This is a genomic window from Sulfurimonas sp. HSL3-7, from assembly GCF_039645985.1.
GTDB lineage: Bacteria > Campylobacterota > Campylobacteria > Campylobacterales > Sulfurimonadaceae > Sulfonitrofixus > Sulfonitrofixus jiaomeiensis.
Genome location: NZ_CP147919.1, coordinates 1,928,625 through 1,947,874 on the forward strand (window position 1 = coordinate 1,928,625; position 19,250 = coordinate 1,947,874).

A 19,250-nucleotide genomic window follows, 5' to 3' on the forward strand; every position below is an offset into this window, starting at 1 on the left:
AGCTTTTTATCTACGCAACTTTTCGAGAGTTTCAACCACTATTTTGCTCACAGTAGGCTCAACCCCCGAATGCATGGGGATCACAAGGATTCTGCTCGAGATATCCCTCGAAATCGGCATAATCCTGCGCTTTTCAACATACGAAAGCGTATCGAGTGACGGATAAAAATATTGCCGCGGTGCAATATCTTTTTCAAGCAAAGCTGACCGAACTTTGTCCATCTCCTCTTCCGATCTGAAAACAATTGGGAAATAGGTATAACTCTGCGTAGCGTCTTCATTCTTTTTCTGCATTTGAATATAGTCTTTTAGCTGTTTGACATAATATTCCCTGCTTGCTTTACGCTGTTCATGGATAATGGTCTCTTCATCCAGCATACACAGTCCCATCGCCGCTTCAAATTCGTTCATCTTCGCATTTATGCCCAACATTCCCACGGAATCAGGACCGTCTACACCATAACTTCTGACAATTTTTGCTTTTTCATACAAGGCATCATCTTTAATGACAATTGCAGCACCTTCTATGGTATGAAAAATTTTAGTCGCATGGAAACTGATAGCTGAAATATCACCGTAATTCAATATATGTTTATCTTTGTACTTGACATCAAACGCGTGTGAAGCGTCATAAATGACCTTTAAATGATGCTTATCGGCGATTTCATCGATTTTATCAATCTCGCATGCGTTCCCAAAAACATGGCATGGAGCGATAGCACTTGTCTTCTCGGTAATGGCACTTTCAATATTTTGGGGATCAATATTGTAACTCTCGGGATCAATATCCGCAAAAACAGGGGTAAGCCCCTCAGCCGCAATTGAACTCGTCGTCGAAACAAAACTGAAAGGCGTTGTCACTACCTCCCCCTCAAGCTCAAGCAGACGGTAAGCCAGCTGTATTGCAGACGTTCCATTTGAAACACAAAGCAGGTTTTTTACCCCAAGATACTCTTCAAGTCGTTTTTCAAGCTCCTGGACCAATGGCCCGTTATTTGTTAGCCATCCGCTCTCATATATCTTGTCGACGTAGCTTTTATACTTCTCTTTATCCGGTAAATATATTTTAGTAACATGAACCATCAGTTTCTCTCTTTTTTTAGATCTTTAACACTGTATTTTTTCAAATACCATTCCACTGTTTTCACTATCCCGCTTTCAAAATTCTCATCCGCTTTCCACCCAAGTTCGTTCTCGATTTTTGTCGCATCAATAGCATAACGCCTGTCGTGTCCAGCCCTATCTTCTACAAAAGATATTAGTTCATTGTAACTTTTTAATGATAATTTTTCAATCGGGTGCAATTTATCCAGGATTTCACATATTTTATGCACTATGTAATTGTTTGTACGCTCATTACGGCCTCCAATATTGTAAACCTCGCCGCTGTCCCCCTTATGGTAGACCAGATCAATACCTTTGCAGTGATCGAGTACATAGAGCCAGTCGCGGATATTCTCGCCGTCACCGTAAATAGGGATCTGCTCACCGGCAAGCGCCTTTCGAATGATGGTCGGGATCAGCTTCTCATCATGCTGCTTTGGTCCGTAGTTGTTTGAGCAGTTGGTGACAACGGTATTCATCCCATAGGTATGATGGTAGCTGCGCACAATCATATCGCTTCCTGCTTTTGATGCACTGTAGGGAGAATTCGGTGCATAGGGGGTATTTTCCGTAAAAAAGCCTTCCTCTCCCAGTGTTCCATAGACTTCATCTGTGGAGATATGATGAAAACGGCATGTCTCATATCCATCTTTGCAGACAAAAGGACCCGCCATCCAATATTTGTACGCCACATCGATAAGCGTAAATGTACCTTTTATATTTGTCTCAATAAAGACAGCAGGATTTTTGATAGAGTTATCGACATGACTTTCCGCAGCAAAATGGATCACGCCTCGGACATCATACTTTGCAAATAGCTTCTCAACAAGTGCTCGGTCGCAGATGTCGCCTTTGACAAAAGCATAACGCCCATCTTTTTCCACCTCTTTAAGATTGTCAAGGTTACCTGCGTAAGTAAGCAGATCGAGATTAATGATGGTATAGTCAGGATATTTTTCTAAAAAGTAGGGAACAAAGTTAGAACCTATAAACCCTGCGCATCCCGTAACCAGAATCGTCTTCATTGCTTTTCTTTCACCAAACCTATAAGGTACTGCCCGTAACCGCTTTTTTCAAGCGGTTTGGCGATTTCCAAAATCTTTTCTGCATCAATCCATCCGTTATTAAAAGCAATCTCTTCGAGGCATGCGATCATAAAACCCTGGCGGTCTTCAACAGTCTGAACAAAGATTCCAGCATCAAGTAAACTGCTGAGCGTCCCCGTATCCAGCCAGGCAAAGCCCCTTCCAAGCAGGTGCACTTTGAGTTGTTTTCGCTTCAGGTAAGCCTCATTGACAGAGGTTATCTCCAACTCCCCTCTGGGTGATGGCTTGATCTTTTTTGCTATCTCTATGACATCGTTATCATAAAAGTAGAGCCCGGTCACGGCAAAACTGCTTTTTGGATTTTCAGGCTTTTCTTCAATGGAGATGACTTTTCTATTCTTGTCAAATTCAACGACGCCGAAACGTTTTGGGTCCTTGACTTGATACCCGAATATAATCGCACCCTCCTTTAAATTTGCAGAATCTTTCAGCAACGGCGAAAAGGCATGACCATAAAAGATGTTATCGCCTAAAATCAAGCAAACGCTGTCATCGCCTATGAACTCTTCGCCTAAGATAAAGGCCTGGGCCAGTCCGTCCGGAGAGGGCTGTATCTTGTACTGAAGATGAATACCCCACTGACTGCCGTCGCCGAGAAGTTCTTCAAATCGTGACGTATCCTCAGGTGTTGAAATAATCAGTATCTCTTTGATTCCCGCCAACATCAGTACAGAGAGCGGGTAATAGACCATCGGTTTGTCATAGATCGGCAACAGCTGCTTTGAAATTACTTTGGTCATAGGGTAAAGCCGTGTCCCGCTTCCACCGGCAAGTATTATGCCTTTCATTGTACAAACCTCCATCCATAAATCATTTCACTCAAAGGATGACCTAACACCGTACGTTAAGTGATTATCATATATTAACACAAATCTAAACCAACACAATAGAACTTTTCAGAATCAATCCACCTTTCAATCTTTTAATAAACGCATGGAGATCTTTAAACGCATTCCCTGGCCTCTTATAGACCCGTACCCTCACAGTACCATCCAATATCTGCAGGGAGGTTATTCTCATCTGCGGCCCCTTGACAGATAGTCGCGTTTTTTTTGTGAACACCTTCTTCATCCAGTCTGCCGACCGGCATATGTTTTACTGCATCACCGACGCATACACGTTCCAACCTGTAAATCCATAATTTAATCGTCATTGTGCACCATTTTAATTTCATTATCTAAATTCCAAATCAATCAAAAACACTACACGCCAAAAAGATGTAAAACCATCCCTTTTAAAGGCTACCGTTTATAGAAAATACCCATCTAATATGCTGCTTGTTCGCACTTTATAATAATTTTTTACCCTTTTTTTTTGCCGTTTCATATTTCTATCATTTTTATGTTATTATGTGTCAAATCCCAATTTAACGGAGTGTTGACATGAAAACGTTTTACCTAAGTATGTTATTCGCTTTCTTGGTGCTGTCTGGATGCAGTAGCAACAGCAGCAAGAGCAGTAACGACAAACCGACATTAACAGAGTTCAGTGGCAATGTCGCAGAGAGTGCGGCGGTCAGTTCGGTCATCGGGAGTATCACGGTAGATGCCGGGGATTCTTCTATTACTGCCATTGCGCTCAGCGGCACCGGCAGTACGGATTTCAGTGTCGATACCAACGGGACCATCACAGTGGCCAATGCACTTGATTTTGAAACGCAGGCGGACTATAACCTGACGGCAGTAGCCACTAATGCAGGCGGGGAGAGTGACCCGGTCAGTGTGACGATAGCAGTCACTGATGTACCCGATGTTGTCCCGGTTCTGGCAGCATCAACGGCGACAGTAGCAGAGAATACTGCGGCTTCCGCTGTAATTGGCACCGTAACCATCACCAGTTCCGGAGATGCCCCGATCACAGGTATCACCCTGAGCGGCAATGGCGCGGCAGACTTTGCTGTAGCAGCAGACGGTACGATCACCGTCGTCAACGCGCCGGACTTTGAAACGCGGCCGACATATTTGCTGACGGCAGAAGCGGTAAGCAATGCCGGAACCAGCGCTTCGGTTAATGTTACAATAACAGTCACCGATGTCGCCGATGTTGCGCCGATCTTGGCAGCTTCAACTGCGACAGTAATAGAAAATAATACTACCGTTGTTGGCTCTGTAATCGTTACCAGTTCCGGAGATACCGCGATCACGGATATCACTCTTACCGGTACCGGTGCAACTGACTTTGCCGTAGCAACAGACGGTACGATCACCGTCGTCAACGTTCCGGACTTTGAAACGCAGGCTCTCTATAACCTGCAAGCTGTTGCCACCAATGAAGCCGGAGGCAGCGCTCCGGTCGCTGTCACAATCACGGTCACCAATGATGTTGAGTCCGTTCCGGTCATTGAGGCATTTACTGGAAGCATAGCTGAAAACTCTCCAATCGGAACGGTTGTCGGAGACATTAATATTTCCGGTACCGGAGATGCAGGTATCGTTGACTCCATTGCTTTAAGCAGCGCCGACTTTAAAGCAGCAAAAGATGGCACAATTACTGTTGCGGGCGCTCTTGATTATGAAACAACACCATTCTACAGTATGAAGGCGATAGCGACCAATGCTGCCGGAGGCAGTACAGAGGTTGATGTCAACATCACCATTAACAATGTTCCCGATGTCCCGCCGACTCTTCAGCCTTTTACTCTGACAATAGCAGATGGTACTTCCGGTCACATAGGAGATATCAATATATCAGATAGTGGGGAGAGCACTGTCATACACGGCATCAGTCTCACCGGAATAGGTGCTGAGGATTTCACGGTAACACCTGAAGGCAACATCTCCACCACGGGAACTATTGACTATAAAACACGGGCAATATATAAGTTGACGGCTGTAGCAACAAGCGATGCTGGAGACAGCGCAGCAGTCCCTGTGACGATCATGGTTGATATCAAGCGTACTGCACCTGCACCCGAGACCCAGGACTATTTCGGTTCTTCGGTCGCCGTTGATGGTGCCTATGTGGTTGTCGGTGCTGAAGGTAATGCCTCAAAAGCCGGTATGGCTTATGTCCTTTACAAAGACGTAACAGGAACTTACAGCCAAGTGGCTGAGCTCAACGCCAGTGATGCTACACTTGGCGACAAGTTTGGCATATCGGTAGCCATCAGTGGCGATTATGTGGTTGTCGGTGCGCAGCTCGCGGATACTAACGCAACGAATGCCGGTGCGGCCTATGTCTTTAAAAGGAACGCTCCAGATAACAATTATACTGAGATAGCCCTACTCACGGCCTCTGATCCTGCGGCTGATGACCATTTCGGTTTTTCAGTCGCCATCGATGGCGCCTATGTGATCGTCGGTGCCGATAATAAATCTTCTTCTGTCGACCCGGTCGGCCCGTCTACGGGTGCAGCCTATATCTTTAAAAACAATGGAGATGACACCTATACTGAGGTAAACAAGCTCACGGCCTTCGATCACGAACCAAGTGATTATTTTGGGTGGTCAGTTGACATCAACGGAGATCATGCGATAGTCGGCGCCTGGTCAGAAAGTATGGGCGCAGATGCTGTAATTAGTGCCGGAGCGGCCTACGTCTATAAAAAGGATGCCGGTACAGGCCTTTTCAATCATGCAGACAAACTAATGGCTCCTCTTGGCGATGCCCAAGTAGGTGATAATTTCGGTTGGTCAGTGGGTATCGGCGCAAATGGAGAGTATGCAGTTGTCGGTGCCTATCACGACAATGCCAATCAAGACAGTGTCGATAAAAACAATACCGGTGCAGCCTATATCTTTAAAAACAACGGAGATGACACCTATACCCAGACAACAAAACTTGCTGCTTCCGATGCCGTTGCAGATGATCTATTTGGTAGCGCAGTCAGCATTAGCGGAAATTATGTCCTTGTCGGCGCCAAAAGCGAAGATCCGGCCAGCGATATAAACGGCAATCGTGGTGCAGCCTATCTCTTCCAAAATGATGGAACAGGTGTCTTTACAGAAATCCTCAGATTCAAAGCTCATGATACTGGCGCAGGAGACTATTTTGGATATTCAGTAGCCATCAGCGGTTCTGATATGGTTGTTGGTGCCAGATCTTATACCGAAAATATCATTAGCGAAATGGGTACGGTTTACCTTTTCAATTTTGAACTGAAATAAAAAAACCAATGGATTTTAGGGTTTTAAGCTCTAAAATCTATCATTTCAGCCATTTATCAAAACAAATCCATGTCATGATTGGTTGAATTGTCGCAAGACAGCTATAAAACACTCTCTTCACAATTTCTTTACAACAAGACTATCAATAAATCACATTTTTAGTTTTACACTAGTTTTCTCAAATAGCCACTGATGACATCCCATGAATTTAAAAAAGGTGCTGCCGACAATCTTTTATCCCAGGGAAAAAGGACTTTTTTCCCTAGATTTTGTTAGAATAAATACAACTCTACAAGTCAGGCTTTCTCAGGTATATCACAAACGGCCTTTGTGTCTCAATATAACATGCAATGAGCTAAAATGGCGTTCAAGCGCTTGATTGACTAATGTAAACGTTCGCGATAGAAAAACAGTAAAATGGAGAATAAGATGTATAAGGTACAGACACTGAACAAGATTTCACCGCAAGGTTTGGAACTGTTTTCCCGCGAAGACTATGAAGTCGCCAGTGAAATCACACATCCCGATGCAATCGTACTTCGCAGTTTTTCAATGCATGATATGAAACTACCAAAGTCGTTACTTGCCATTGCCAGAGCCGGTGCCGGAACCAACAATATCCCTATCGAAAAATGCTCTGAAAAGGGTATTGTCGTGTTTAACACACCCGGAGCCAACGCCAATGCCGTCAAAGAGCTGGTACTCGCCGGTATGCTGCTCGCTTCACGTGATATTGTAGAGGGTATCGCATGGGTTCATGGCTTAAAAAAAGAGGGTGACAAAGTTCCGGCACTGGTCGAAAAAGGAAAGTCCCAATTTGCAGGTCAGGAGCTCAAAGGCAAAAAGCTCGGGGTCATCGGTCTAGGCGCTATCGGTGTGATCGTGGCCAATGATGCACTCGCATTAGGCATGGACGTTATCGGCTACGACCCCTTTCTCTCTATAGATTCTGCCTGGGAACTCTCACACAATGTACAAAAGGCCACCGGACTTGAGACACTTCTTAGCGATGTTGACTATCTGACCATTCATGTACCGCTGATGGAGAGCACAAAAGAGATGATTGACAGCGAAAAATTTGCCATGATGAAAGACGGCGTCAAAATCATGAATTTTGCACGAGGTGGTTTGATCAATAATGATGCCCTCAAAAACGCCATTGCCTCCGGAAAAGTCTCGGCGTATGTAACAGATTTTCCCAATGGCGACCTGCTCGATATCAAACAGGTCATTCCTATACCCCACCTCGGAGCTTCAACAGGCGAGGCAGAAGACAATTGTGCAGTCATGGCATGCACCCAGGTAAAACATTTTCTTGAAACCGGAAATATCGAGAATTCTGTAAATTTTCCTAACTGTGTACAACCTAGAATAGCAGGCGCAAAAAGAGTGGTTATAGCCAATAAGAATATGCCAAGCATGATCAGTGAGATCACCTCTTTGCTGGCAAAACACAATATCAATATTGCCAACATGCTCAATAAAAGTAAAGGTAACCTGGCCTATAACATCATCGATATAGAAGACGGAAATCTCCCAGAATCAATGATCGAGAAGTTGCTCGCGATCAAGGGTGTTGTTATGGCCAGAATTATCGACTGAGGATTTGTTCAAACAGCGTGCCAGCCTGTCCTCTTCAGTTGCCAAGTCGATTTGCACAGAGATCTCTTTACCCTGTGCTTCTTGTTCAATTTTACTGCACAACATTTTTAAAAAGTCATATAAATGATCGGCAACAAAGCAATATCTATAACATCGCTAAGTCCGAATGAAAAGAGATGCATAAACAGTGTGATCACCCTACTGACAACCAATCTATATCTGTTAAAAACTAAGAAGCACAAGCAAGAGACGTCAAGTTTCATCTATCTAATCTAAATAAGTAATGAATATTTAAGCTATTTTATATAATAATTCTGATTGTTTATGCCAAACCCGTTGTGAAGCGGGGACGGAAAGCTTCAGGTCTCTTTGATTAGAGATAGCTGGGTTGCCTTGTTTTATAAAGAAGATGATTTTACACTTTTTATTATAAAATCAAGCCTTTTCCCTCTGAACCTTATTCCTCACATACATTATTAAATTAACTAGGCCAAACCCGTTGTGAAGCGGGGACGGAAAGCCACGGGTCTTATTTCATTTTTGAAAGAGATGGCTGGGTTGCATTGACATGTATTCTTATTTATGTGGAATAGTAAGCATCTTCTCATCTACCTCCTTTCATCACTGTATCTAAGATAGCCGGGTTACCTCCTCTATAGATTCACATCCCAGGTTTGAATATTAAATTCTTACATGCCTTTTTGCATGAAGGTTTTATTCAAAAACAAGGATGAACTTTTGTACTTATCGACTAAAAAAAGTTTTTTGACATTACTCATCACAGTCGCTTTTCTGACAGGTTGTCAAGAAGATGCCAATCAAACAAGCAGCAGTACTGCACTAGCACCTAAGGTAAAGACAACACTACCACCGGGCTTAGCTAAAAAAACTACTACAGAGACAGAACCTGTTGTTGAAGAGACACTTCCCGTTGTTGAAGAAACTCAACCTGTCGTTGAAGAGACACTTCCCGTTGTTGAAGAAACTCAACCTGTCATTGAAGAGACACTTCCCGTTGTTGAAGAAACTCAACCTGTCGTTGAAGAGACACTTCCCGTTGTTGAAGAGACACTTCCCGTTGTTGAAGAGACACAACCTGTCGTTGAAGAGACGCTACCCGTTGTGGAAGAGACACAACCTGTCGTTGAAGAGACGCTACCTGTAGTGGAAGAGACACAACCTGTCGTTGCAGTATGTGTAGAAGGCGATGCAATGATCGAAGGCCATGTCACTGACAAAGCGACAGGCAGCGGATTAGCCGATGTGCAGATCAATGTGGGCGGATGTGCCACAGCAACCGATGAGAACGGCTATTTTACACTCTCCAACATTGCTGAAACTGAAAACGCCGTTGTCAATTTTGAAAAAGAGGGCTACCTGCTTGGCAGTACACGTATTCAGGTTGATCTCTATGCGGAAGGTACAACCACTGCTTCTTCGAATTATCTCGAGTACGCTATAGGTACCTATACTTCACAATGGAGTTATGACAGCCAGACCGCAGTTGCCGGTGCCCATCTTGACATACCTACTGATGTCTATGCAGATATGTCAGGTAATGCCTATCACGGTACTGTTACTGCAGGATTAAAAATAGTGGATGTCACTACAGAGGAAGGCAAAGAACTGTTTCCAGGTACTTTTGAAGGGAAAAATGTCAATGGGGAGACAGTGTTGTTTAGCTCTTACGGCCTGATCAGCCTATCACTCAAAGATACTGGCGGTAATGCACTAAATCTTGCAGATGGCGCTACAGCAACATTGACATTTGATGCCGTTACCTCTCTAGAAGAGAAGAACATTATTCCGCTATGGTATTATGACTACAGCCAAGGGACCTGGATCGAAGAAGGCTATGCAGAACTCCAGTCGGATGGAACATATGTGGGGAGCATTTCACACGTTGGTACATGGAGTCTAAATATGCCGCTAGAGACGTCGCCTGGCACATACCGCGGCCGAATCGTGTATAGCGATGGAGTCACGGTTAAAGATGCAAGAGTAGCTCTTATCGGACCTAACTGGATGAGAAGCGATTTGTCAACTGATGCTGATGGGCTATTTGAAGTTACCGTCGTTCCCGGTGATGATTTCCAAATTGTAGCTTATAACTATAAATGGAAATATGAAGCTGCACATGCCAACGTATTACCGGCTGTCGCTTCGGGTGAAATTGTTGAAGACAGGATCTAAATAACCAATTCGAGTTAATTAAATACCGCCAATGAAAAGTAAAGACAAGCGGTAACTAAAAAAGGTGGACTGTATAAAGAGCCAAATTGATTATCCGTCCAAAACGAAGGAAATCAATCTCTCAAAACAGTCGATCTAAAAAGAACGGCATCAGATCGTTTTGCCGTGAAATAATGCCACGGGGCATTGCATATGCCCGTCCAAAAAACACTCCATTGGTATATCTGCAAATATCAGTTTGCTATCGCCAACTTCTCACCTCATCTACTTATATATCAGTGTTCTGGCTCATCTGTATTGCTGCTAAATATTTTAATAGAAAAAGTATCTTTTGTACTGTCATTATTTCCGTAGAGCGTACTGCTTAAACATGTGTTGTCCTGCTTATACAGGATTATTCAAGTACGAATTTATAATCTTAAAGTGAGGGGAATTGCGTCTAGAGCGAGATTTAGTCTGATCATTCAACTCGGGCTTGTGAGCAGCTGTGATATCAGCCGACAGATTGTAGAACAGGGAATGTACTGCATCTTCCAACGCTAAACATATTCCAATTCCAGGAAACCAGTCAGATTTGAATCGATGGGCTTTTAATCTAATTCAAATAAGTAATAAAGAATTAAGTTGTTTTATAGCATAATTCTGATTGTTTATGCCAAACCCGTTGCAAAGCGGGGACGGAAAGCTTCAGGTCTCTTTGATTAGAGATAGCTGGGTTGCCTTGATTTATATTAGAAATGTAATGTACTATTATTAATATAAAATCAAGCTTTCTCCTCTGAACATTATTCCAAATAATATTTTTAGGCCAAACCCGTTGTGAAGCGGGGACGGAAAGCCACGGGTCTTATTCATTAATTTGAAAGAGATGGCTGGGTTGCCTTGATATTTCATTATTATTTATGCGGAATATTAAGTATCTTCTCACCTACCTCCTTTCATAACTGTATTAAGATAGCCGGGTTACCTCCTCTATAGATTCACATCCCAGGTTTGAATATTAAATTCTTACATGCCTTTTTGCATGAAGGTTTTATTCAAAAACAAGGATGAACTTTTGTACTTAACTACGAAAAAAAGTTTTTTAGCACTATTAGTTGCTACAACATTTCTGACAGGTTGTCAGGAAACCTCAAATTCAACCAATGATTCGCTTGAAGTCGACGCAAGTATAACTTCCGACTCAAATATTCCTTCCGAAACACAGTTCGACAGTGCGCCCGAAGCATCTTTGGTCGCCAAATTCGAAGGACAAGTCAAAGACAGTGTCACCGGAGAAGGTATCGAAAATGTTCAGGTCAGTGTCGGCGATGCTGTTACGACTACCGATGCAAACGGAAACTATGCACTGTTTGACGTTAACACGACGATAAGAGCCGTTGTCACTTTTCAACATCAGAGTTATTTTCACAACTCTGCGGTCATTCAAGCCGATGAGTTTGCAGAAGGCACTGATATGCTTTCGTCAAACTATTTGGAATATGAACTTGCTCCAAATGAACAGCAAGCACCTTATTACAGCCAAGAAAGCACGGTATTAGATCTGGCTAATTCAGCCAGTATCGCTCTGCCGGCGGCGGTCTACAATGACCTTTCAGGAAATCAGTATGTTGGTGAAGTCATTCCCAACGTAGCCTATCTTGATCCAACAACAGATTCAGGTAAAGCGACTTTTCCAGGACTTTTTGAAGGAAAAGACAGCAGTGGGAACATCGCACTCTTTGGCTCTTACGGTTTAATTACTGCAACGTTGGAAGATGTAAACGGTAATGCTCTGAGTTTAACTGACGGTGCAATGGCAACTTTAACTTTTCCAGCTATTGCCAGTTTAAAAGAAGAAAATATCATTCCACTATGGTATTATGATTACAACCAGGGGATCTGGATTGAAGAAGGTTATGCCGAGCTTCAATCAGACGGAACCTATCAAGGAAACATTACGCACTTAGGAACGTGGAGCTTAAATATGCCTCTTGAAAATGCTCCCGGTATTTACAGAGGTCGTATTGTTTATACGGATGGAATTACAGTTAAAGACGCAAGAGTGTCTGCTGTCGGACCAAACTGGGTAAGAAGCGACCTCTCCACCGATGCAGACGGATTTTTTCAGATAGAAGTGCTTCCTGGGGATGATTTCAAACTCGTAGCGTATAACTACAAATGGAACTATGAAGTCCAATCAAATAGTGTAATACCGGCAATCTCTTCGGACGAGATTGTTGAAGACAGATTATAAAGAAATAAGGATCAATAATGCGTAACAAAACAAATACCTTAAATTCACTAAAAATCGGATTGTTAAGTTTGATGTTCATATTAAGCAGTAATGCTTTTGCAGCAGATAGTGAATATCTTGAAAATATAACACTTCCGGAATGCGATGCCACCAATCCCGAAGTACAGTTCATCAGCAGCAACGCTGACTGGAGTAAAATAAATGACAGCAGCAAAAGTATCTTCTGTGTTAAGCCGGGTGATTACCGAAGTGCCGGAAAGATAACATTGTCTGCCGATGGCTCAAGTGCAAAACGCAGATATATTGTTCTTGACAACGGAAACGATACACATCCTGCAAAACTTGAAACTTCAGAGCAGGCAAATGTTTGGTTATCTTTTGATAATGGTGGGAGCTATTGGGTAATTGATAGAATCTCATCCCTTTCTGTTGATACTGGAAGCGCAGAGAAGCTATATAGATTTTATGGTGGCGCTTCCAATAACATCCTAAACAGACTCCATATTACAGACCTTAAGGATCATGGAATAGCCTTTTATCATGGCTGCGATAATAATACAATACAGAACAGCCGTATAGCAGATATGTCATTGGGAGGAAGACAAAGGGATAGAGTCGCAATTTTACTTTCAAATAGTATAACCGACGGAAGCACTACTCTCAACACAAAGATAATTAACAATGAAATTGTTAATGCATGTGATGCTATTCAACTTACAAGAGCAGACGATGGGACTTACACTAATGTAAATTTTGCTGGTACAATAATTGACAATAACCTGCTCTGGATAACACCTGATATATATACCGATGAAGAGCATGCTTGGGCTGAAAACGCCATTGATCTCAAAGCCGGTTCTAAAGATACGGCCAATCCTGTAGTTATTACAAACAATAAAATGTGGGGATTTAGACACAACTCCAGTGGTAGCGGACAAGGTAAAGCTGTAACGATTCACTTTGGTGTTCCAAATCTTGTCTTTGAAAACAACTACATCATGGATTCTGAGTGGGGAATTTCTTTGTCTACCAGCAGAGACAATGACATTCCCTATCCTGCTATGAATGCATTATTTAAACACAATGTGTTTTATAAAGTAAATAAAACTGTAGACGGAGACACACCCTATGTTATGTTCTCGTATGCTTGTAATAACATTCGTATTGAAGAAAACGTATGGGTCGGTTCACTAACGGGTTATGCCATGAGATTTGAAAACAACTCGGGAGACACAACATTCAAAAACAATGTATTGATTTCCTCAGGACAAACTGCCCATGTAAGCGGTGTGCTCGAAGCCTCAGGCAACTACTACTATGATACATCAAATGGAATCAAAGGCACAGGAGATATCAGTTATGCTAATGCCTCCGATGCTAAAATGGGGGATTACACCTTCAACTATGATCTTTTTACCAATAACCCAAAACAAATAACACTTGTTGGCGTAGTTACTACTTCTTTAAGCCCGCATGCAAATCTTGCAGGTATTCCTGATGCTCCAGTCAGCGAAGAACCGGTTGCTGAAGAACCAGTTGCTGTAGAACCCGTTACGGTAGAGCCAGTTACGGTAGAACCAACAGGGCCGTGGATAATGGATTATCAGAATAAAGAATTGAAATAATCAAAGCTGCAGGTTCTTTTTTTTAAACTCGAAAATAGCAGTCAATTCAATTGGCTGCTAAAGTTGGATGGAAGCTTCGAGTGAAATATACCCTTTTACCTTACAAATACTACATCAGATTCTTTAAAATTTCCAACATGTCATTAGCCAGTTTTTCCCTGTCAAAATCAAGTGCCAATTGTTTACAGCCTTCCTGATAGCTTTTGTATAAAAACTTGTCATCTTTCATGAGTTTAACTTTAGTAATGAAATCTTCTTCATTTTCCGGTTGAAAACACAGTCCTGCATTGTATTTTTCAATGATTTCCTTTGCTTGTCCTTCGACACCAAGTAAAGTTGGTTTTTGCATGGCAGATGCTTCAAAGATCTTAGATGGAATAACTGTTTTGAAAGTATCGGATTTTTTCAAAGGTGCCAATGAAACATCAATGATTGAAAGATAGCGGGGAACTTCTTCTTTTGCAATTGGATCTAAAAATGTAATATTTTTTAGATCCAATGCAGAAGCCAGACTAACAATTTCGCTTTTCTTCGCCCCATCACCAATAAATAAAAAATGGATGTTCGGATCATCTATCTTTGAAATCGACTGCGTAATAAAATCCAAACTATGCGCCATACCATGTGTACCTATATAGCCAATCACAAACTTATCTTCTAATTTCAACGCTCTTAAAAGTGTTTGATCTTTTTCACGAGGAGTAAAAAGCTCCATATTTGAGCCATTGGTAACAACTTTAATTTTTTTTTGACTAATTCCTCGATCTATTAAATTAGCTTTAAAGGCCTGAGTAACTGCTATCACCTTGTCACTATCCCTATAAAGAGAAAGTTCTATCTTTTCAAGTAAATCAAGTACTCTACCCTGTTTAATAGCGCCTACGGTTCTGATGGAATCAGGCCATAGATCTCTTAGTTCAAACACCCATGGTTTACGTTTGATTTTTGAGAGTCCCGATGCTGCCCAGGTAGTAAAAAATTGTGGTGAAGTTGCAATAATAACATCAGCTTTCTGGAACAAACCCACAAAAAATGCCATAAAAGCAAAACTGACATAATCCAGAATCCTTTTAACAACTCCTCTATTGGCCGCGATATAGCTCCATACTCTTATCACCTCTATACCATCAATCTGCTCTTTTTGATAAAGTTTATTTTTGTATCCTTCATAGACTTGACCATGCGGAAAATTTGGAGCACATGTGATAATTGTGACTTTGACTCCTTTTTTAATCCACTTCTGACAGTGTTCATAGGTTCGCGTAGCTGGGGCATTAACTTCTGGTGGAAAGTTGTCGGTAATAAAAAGTATTTTCATGATATCTGAATTTCCATTTTCAATCTATTTTCAAATGCTATTTTTACACTAACCGCTTCGTTAAGCTTATTAAACTCAGGAGCATATTGATATGCTCCTATTTCAATTTTTATAGCATTATCTATGATTATTCCAGTTTGATCAATTATGATTTTATTATCTTTAATCACCGGTCGCACTTTTGGATGGAAATGTATATAGGCGATACATTGATGTTTACTAGCACTATTGATATAATCTTCGATAACTATAGATCGCTCATTCACTGTAAATTTTCTTGTGTGGAGGACACCTATGCGTTTATATCCATCATGAGTAGCTTCAATAATATGACTATTTTCATCCAAATGAATAATTTTTGCACGTCTTGCAACTCTAAAACCACCCCAGACCTCGCTCTGATTTAAACCATCGACTTCTACAGTGTTGTGTGCCGATGTAGAACGTTCAATCATACGCCTTTGATTTGTTTCGTAGGTTGATAATCCAGTATCAACGATTAATGGCTTGCCATCAACATGCATTATAAAATTAAACGTATCACTATGAGCATGACCGGGAATATAATCAGGCCCAATGTTTCCTACATCTATTATACATTCATACCGATCTTTTTTGACTTTTCTATAGCCACTCTCTTTAAGTATTACAGAACCTTTTTTGACTTTTAATTGTTCAGCATAAAGATTTAACTCGTTTGTAGTAGGTGTTATATTGAAAGAACTGTCATTTAAAAGAGGAATAGTTCCATCGTCAAAAGCAATAGCATTTAGCCAACCAAGCATTAATGAAGCTTTATCTTTTAACAAAGTTAAAAGATCACTTTTCTTCCAACTGTTGTTTTGAACCAGATTAATGGAATCAAGTAATCTCAAGAGCATAATCTGATGGTACATAGGACTTAATTCAAAATGTGCTCCATCTCTTAAGACCTGTTCATCTAATTCGGTTATTAGAATCTCTTTGGCTTTTGTATACAATTCTTCATCTTTAAAGTAGTAGGCACCGAAAAGCAGTGAAAAACCATTTTCCAACAGATGATTTCCCAAAAGGTGATATTCTAAATTATCCAATAGTATTTTATACTGCGCATAAAGTGAATCATCTATCTTTTGATCACGTATCTCGTATTTGGTCAAAAATTTGATCCAGTTGACCCCACGTAAAGCAATGGGAAAGGATTCTAAGCCATCTTTTACAGACAGCATCTGATCAATGAAGTCTTTGATCAGAAGTAGTCCTTCATCTTGTTGCATTTTTGATTGGTTTAAGTATTCAAAATAGGTCAGATTATAAGTCCAAAGTTTTCCATAAGTAGAAAAATTCCAATCAATTTTATTTAGAAATACAAAAGACTTATTTAAAAAAACAAATTCCCTATCCAACAAAGCATTTGTAAGTGGGATGGAAGGTCGTAAAGAGAGCTGTGCAGGCTGTGATACTATAGACAAAGGGTAAGAAAAACCACTCAATTGCCTAAGTAGCTTTCTTATGTAATAAAATAGTCGGAAATATATTTGTCTACATTTTAAATACTGAACAGTATGAAACAGCCTGAAAAGTTTGTACACTTCATATTCTCTCTAAGAACTTTTTTATTTGCTTATCAAAATCAAAATTTTCAAATTTTCTATATGCATTTTCCGACATACTACTATAGTTATTTTCATTGAAATATTTTATTGCATTGACAAGTTCTTCTACACTTTTTGGTTCAATTAGTATACCCGTTTCAAAGGGGTCAACAATCTCTTTAATTGGCTGTAACGCGGTGACAATAACAGGAATACCCAACGAATATGCCTCGATAACAATTCCTGGATACCCTTCTTTATAGCTTGGTAACAGGACGACATCATATTCATTTAATTTTTGCATTACATTGTCAGCTTTCAAAGCTCCGTTATACGATACATTATGTTCTTCAAAATACTCTTCTGTATATTTTTCATCAAATATAGGGCCAAAGATATCTATAGTATAACTACGATCCAACTGATTTGATGCTTCAATAATTTCATCAATACCTTTTTCACGTATAACATGGCTGACAAAAACAAATCTCTTTTGAAAAGATCGAGGTAATGTTGGTTCGATGACTCTACTTCTTACATTTGGAAACCAAAAAGTATTCTCATTTATTTTTGAAAAAAAATCAACCAAATATTTGGTTTGAAGAAACAATGTATCGATATGTGAAAAAATAAATTTCAATACATATTTCTTTATCCTTTTGCTTTCTTTGTATGTATTTATTACCTCTGCTCCAAACTTTCGAATACTAGTTCTTTTTTTAAATATTTTCCCAATAAAAATAATAATTATCCCAAGTATCATGTAATCGCGAGAACTATGCAATGAAATATGACTGCACCCTCTCTGTTTGAACAAAATTTGAAAAAAGATATTAATATATGCAGAGAAGAGATTGCAATAATTTTTTTTATTAGTATCAATAATATTATATTGAACACTATTTTTATCTAATTGCTTAATGAACCCTTCAAAAAAGACTATTGGCCCACCTGCCAATTCGGGATTTTTTCTATTAAGACAAGGACCGATTATTAATATTTTTTTTGGACCTTTTTTCATTTTTTCCCTTAAACTAGCCTACTGCTGAAGAATATTTGTATGTTGCTAGTTAGATTATATTGTAGATTAGGCAGTATTTAATTTTCCTGATGCCCTAACGATATGAACGTTCATCATTCTTTCATATTGAAGAAGTCAGTTGTATTTGCATAAACAAACTACCTATATTTACATTATATAATTTTAAAGCTATTCAGACCATTTACAATCGGCAAATTTACAACATGCATGCCATTATTCATTGCTGATGAAAAAGTTTGATCATTGCATTCTAAAGAAAATGCTTTTTTATTAATTAACGAAATTACAGCATTGCTTATTTTTTTTGTATTTTTAAAATTTATTATCAATCTATCGTTTTTAAATATTAATTGACTGTGTTCCCTGATATAAATATATTTTGCAATTTCTTTACAGTTAGCATACCAGATGGATAAATTTTTTAAAAATGTATATATTTTTTTTAGACTTTTGATATCTGTCACAATATTAGCAGACTGGACTAAACCTGAAGATTTAGAAGGAGAGTTATGTTCTTGTATACTTATTATATGCCCATTTCTGTATAGTTTGTAGATTCTTATGTAACTTAGAACATTATATAAAGGTTGAAAATATTTAAAAAATTTTTTCTTTCTATCTTTCCGTACATCCCCTGTCTCATAAGACAACCTTACAAATGAATTGCCTGGAAAGTTAGTGGGAAAAGAGACTATTTCATTCTTGCCAAAAAAGCTTTCTTGATAGTTGTGAAAATTATAATTTGGTTTTTCACACCAATATAAAAAATTACATTTATCTATAATTTTTCTAGAATTATCAATCATAATATAACCACAATATTTTCCTCCTACAACCTCTATTCGACATATTTCTTTGAATTTTTCAACACCTTTCAACGTAGTATCTATTCCTGTATCAACATCTTTAAACAATGCCCATTCGTGAGTCCAATTATTTACAGTTGTCGGTATATTCTCATCTATATATTCACCATGATTGGAACCATGATGTGCGATCTCATGACCTTGCTTATCCAACTTTACTAAAAAATCAGTATATTGATCTCGTTCTCCAAGAGAATATTTCATATATTTGTATCTACTTTTTTCACTAATTGCATTATGTCTAGCATAGGGTGCAAAAAAAGTAATCTTGATATGTGGGAAAACATCCAATAGGCTTTTTTGTAAAAATTTAAACGATGATCCCTCAGAATCACATAAATAGCCCCAATCGTTTTTATATGATTCACGATATACCTCAATATATGCATCACTCAAATCATCTATCATAAGCACTGACGGTGATTGAAAGTTATTGAACCATTTAGCAATTTTATACATGCTCAATTATCCATATTTC

Annotated in this window: 12 protein-coding genes and 4 riboswitches; of the genes, 5 read left to right on the plus strand and 7 right to left on the minus strand. The window is 39.8% G+C overall.

Going from position 1 to position 19,250, the window contains the following annotated elements:
• Nucleotides 1-6: 6 nt before the first annotated feature.
• From WCY20_RS09740 to rfbA, 3 genes are read right to left on the minus strand one after another with little or no spacing between them, the layout of a single operon-like run.
• Nucleotides 7-1,083: a DegT/DnrJ/EryC1/StrS family aminotransferase gene (locus WCY20_RS09740; RefSeq protein WP_345974722.1), complete on the minus strand. Its 1,077-nt coding sequence runs from the start codon at nucleotides 1,081-1,083 to the stop codon at nucleotides 7-9.
• Nucleotides 1,083-2,129 (minus strand): dTDP-glucose 4,6-dehydratase, encoded by a 1,047-nt coding sequence (rfbB, locus tag WCY20_RS09745; protein ID WP_345974724.1) that lies wholly within the window; start codon nucleotides 2,127-2,129, stop codon nucleotides 1,083-1,085. The genes WCY20_RS09740 and rfbB overlap by 1 nt, the downstream gene beginning before the upstream one ends.
• Nucleotides 2,126-2,998, minus strand: a complete 873-nt coding sequence (rfbA, locus tag WCY20_RS09750; protein WP_345974725.1) for a glucose-1-phosphate thymidylyltransferase RfbA — start codon at nucleotides 2,996-2,998, stop codon at nucleotides 2,126-2,128. Before rfbA ends, rfbB begins: the two co-directional genes overlap by 4 nt.
• 594 nt (nucleotides 2,999-3,592) lie before the next feature.
• Here rfbA and WCY20_RS09755 point away from each other — a divergent pair.
• The 5 genes from WCY20_RS09755 (at nucleotide 3,593) to WCY20_RS09775 (ending at nucleotide 13,972) form a co-directional block, all read left to right on the plus strand.
• On the plus strand, nucleotides 3,593-6,316 hold the full coding sequence (locus WCY20_RS09755) for a cadherin domain-containing protein (protein ID WP_345974727.1): 2,724 nt from the start codon (nucleotides 3,593-3,595) through the stop codon (nucleotides 6,314-6,316).
• Between the two features lie 417 nt (nucleotides 6,317-6,733).
• The gene (locus WCY20_RS09760) at nucleotides 6,734-7,918 is read left to right on the plus strand and encodes a phosphoglycerate dehydrogenase (RefSeq protein ID WP_345974729.1); all 1,185 of its coding nucleotides are present in this window, start codon (nucleotides 6,734-6,736) and stop codon (nucleotides 7,916-7,918) included.
• A 316-nt stretch (nucleotides 7,919-8,234) separates the two neighbouring features.
• A riboswitch (cyclic di-GMP riboswitch) is annotated at nucleotides 8,235-8,314 on the plus strand.
• 83 nt (nucleotides 8,315-8,397) lie between these two features.
• A riboswitch (cyclic di-GMP riboswitch) is annotated at nucleotides 8,398-8,484 on the plus strand.
• Between the two features lie 139 nt (nucleotides 8,485-8,623).
• A complete protein-coding gene (locus WCY20_RS09765) occupies nucleotides 8,624-10,111 on the plus strand; it encodes a hypothetical protein (protein ID WP_345974730.1) in 1,488 nt (495 codons plus the stop codon).
• Between the two features lie 644 nt (nucleotides 10,112-10,755).
• A riboswitch (cyclic di-GMP riboswitch) is annotated at nucleotides 10,756-10,835 on the plus strand.
• Between the two features lie 73 nt (nucleotides 10,836-10,908).
• Nucleotides 10,909-10,996, plus strand: a riboswitch (cyclic di-GMP riboswitch).
• Between the two features lie 139 nt (nucleotides 10,997-11,135).
• Nucleotides 11,136-12,347 (plus strand): hypothetical protein, encoded by a 1,212-nt coding sequence (locus tag WCY20_RS09770; protein WP_345974732.1) that lies wholly within the window; start codon nucleotides 11,136-11,138, stop codon nucleotides 12,345-12,347.
• Between the two features lie 17 nt (nucleotides 12,348-12,364).
• Nucleotides 12,365-13,972, plus strand: a complete 1,608-nt coding sequence (locus WCY20_RS09775) for a hypothetical protein (RefSeq protein WP_345974734.1) — start codon at nucleotides 12,365-12,367, stop codon at nucleotides 13,970-13,972.
• 109 nt (nucleotides 13,973-14,081) lie between these two features.
• Here WCY20_RS09775 and WCY20_RS09780 read toward each other — a convergent pair whose 3' ends face one another.
• The 4 genes from WCY20_RS09780 to WCY20_RS09795 all read right to left on the minus strand — a co-directional run bounded on the left by WCY20_RS09780 (nucleotide 14,082) and on the right by WCY20_RS09795 (nucleotide 19,231).
• Nucleotides 14,082-15,290, minus strand: coding sequence for a glycosyltransferase family 4 protein (locus tag WCY20_RS09780; RefSeq protein ID WP_345974735.1), 1,209 nt, complete (start codon nucleotides 15,288-15,290; stop codon nucleotides 14,082-14,084).
• The gene (locus WCY20_RS09785; RefSeq protein ID WP_345974736.1) at nucleotides 15,287-16,762 is read right to left on the minus strand and encodes an alginate lyase family protein; all 1,476 of its coding nucleotides are present in this window, start codon (nucleotides 16,760-16,762) and stop codon (nucleotides 15,287-15,289) included. Before WCY20_RS09785 ends, WCY20_RS09780 begins: the two co-directional genes overlap by 4 nt.
• Before the next feature lie 100 nt (nucleotides 16,763-16,862).
• Nucleotides 16,863-17,885, minus strand: coding sequence for a glycosyltransferase (locus tag WCY20_RS09790; protein ID WP_345974738.1), 1,023 nt, complete (start codon nucleotides 17,883-17,885; stop codon nucleotides 16,863-16,865).
• Between the two features lie 173 nt (nucleotides 17,886-18,058).
• Nucleotides 18,059-19,231, minus strand: coding sequence for a hypothetical protein (locus WCY20_RS09795; RefSeq protein WP_345974740.1), 1,173 nt, complete (start codon nucleotides 19,229-19,231; stop codon nucleotides 18,059-18,061).
• Between the last annotated feature and the right edge of the window lie 19 nt (nucleotides 19,232-19,250).

Excerpts from the sequence above, each read along its gene's own strand:
- WCY20_RS09740 (WP_345974722.1), bottom strand. The coding sequence starts at position 1,083 with ATGGTTCATGTTACTAAAATATATTTACCGGATAAAGAGAAGTATAAA.
- rfbB (WP_345974724.1), bottom strand. The coding sequence starts at position 2,129 with ATGAAGACGATTCTGGTTACGGGATGCGCAGGGTTTATAGGTTCTAAC.
- rfbA (WP_345974725.1), bottom strand. The coding sequence starts at position 2,998 with ATGAAAGGCATAATACTTGCCGGTGGAAGCGGGACACGGCTTTACCCT.
- WCY20_RS09755 (WP_345974727.1), top strand. The coding sequence starts at position 3,593 with ATGAAAACGTTTTACCTAAGTATGTTATTCGCTTTCTTGGTGCTGTCT.
- WCY20_RS09760 (WP_345974729.1), top strand. The coding sequence starts at position 6,734 with ATGGAGAATAAGATGTATAAGGTACAGACACTGAACAAGATTTCACCG.
- WCY20_RS09765 (WP_345974730.1), top strand. The coding sequence starts at position 8,624 with ATGAAGGTTTTATTCAAAAACAAGGATGAACTTTTGTACTTATCGACT.
- WCY20_RS09770 (WP_345974732.1), top strand. The coding sequence starts at position 11,136 with ATGAAGGTTTTATTCAAAAACAAGGATGAACTTTTGTACTTAACTACG.
- WCY20_RS09775 (WP_345974734.1), top strand. The coding sequence starts at position 12,365 with ATGCGTAACAAAACAAATACCTTAAATTCACTAAAAATCGGATTGTTA.
- WCY20_RS09780 (WP_345974735.1), bottom strand. The coding sequence starts at position 15,290 with ATGAAAATACTTTTTATTACCGACAACTTTCCACCAGAAGTTAATGCC.
- WCY20_RS09790 (WP_345974738.1), bottom strand. The coding sequence starts at position 17,885 with ATGAAAAAAGGTCCAAAAAAAATATTAATAATCGGTCCTTGTCTTAAT.
- WCY20_RS09795 (WP_345974740.1), bottom strand. The coding sequence starts at position 19,231 with ATGTATAAAATTGCTAAATGGTTCAATAACTTTCAATCACCGTCAGTG.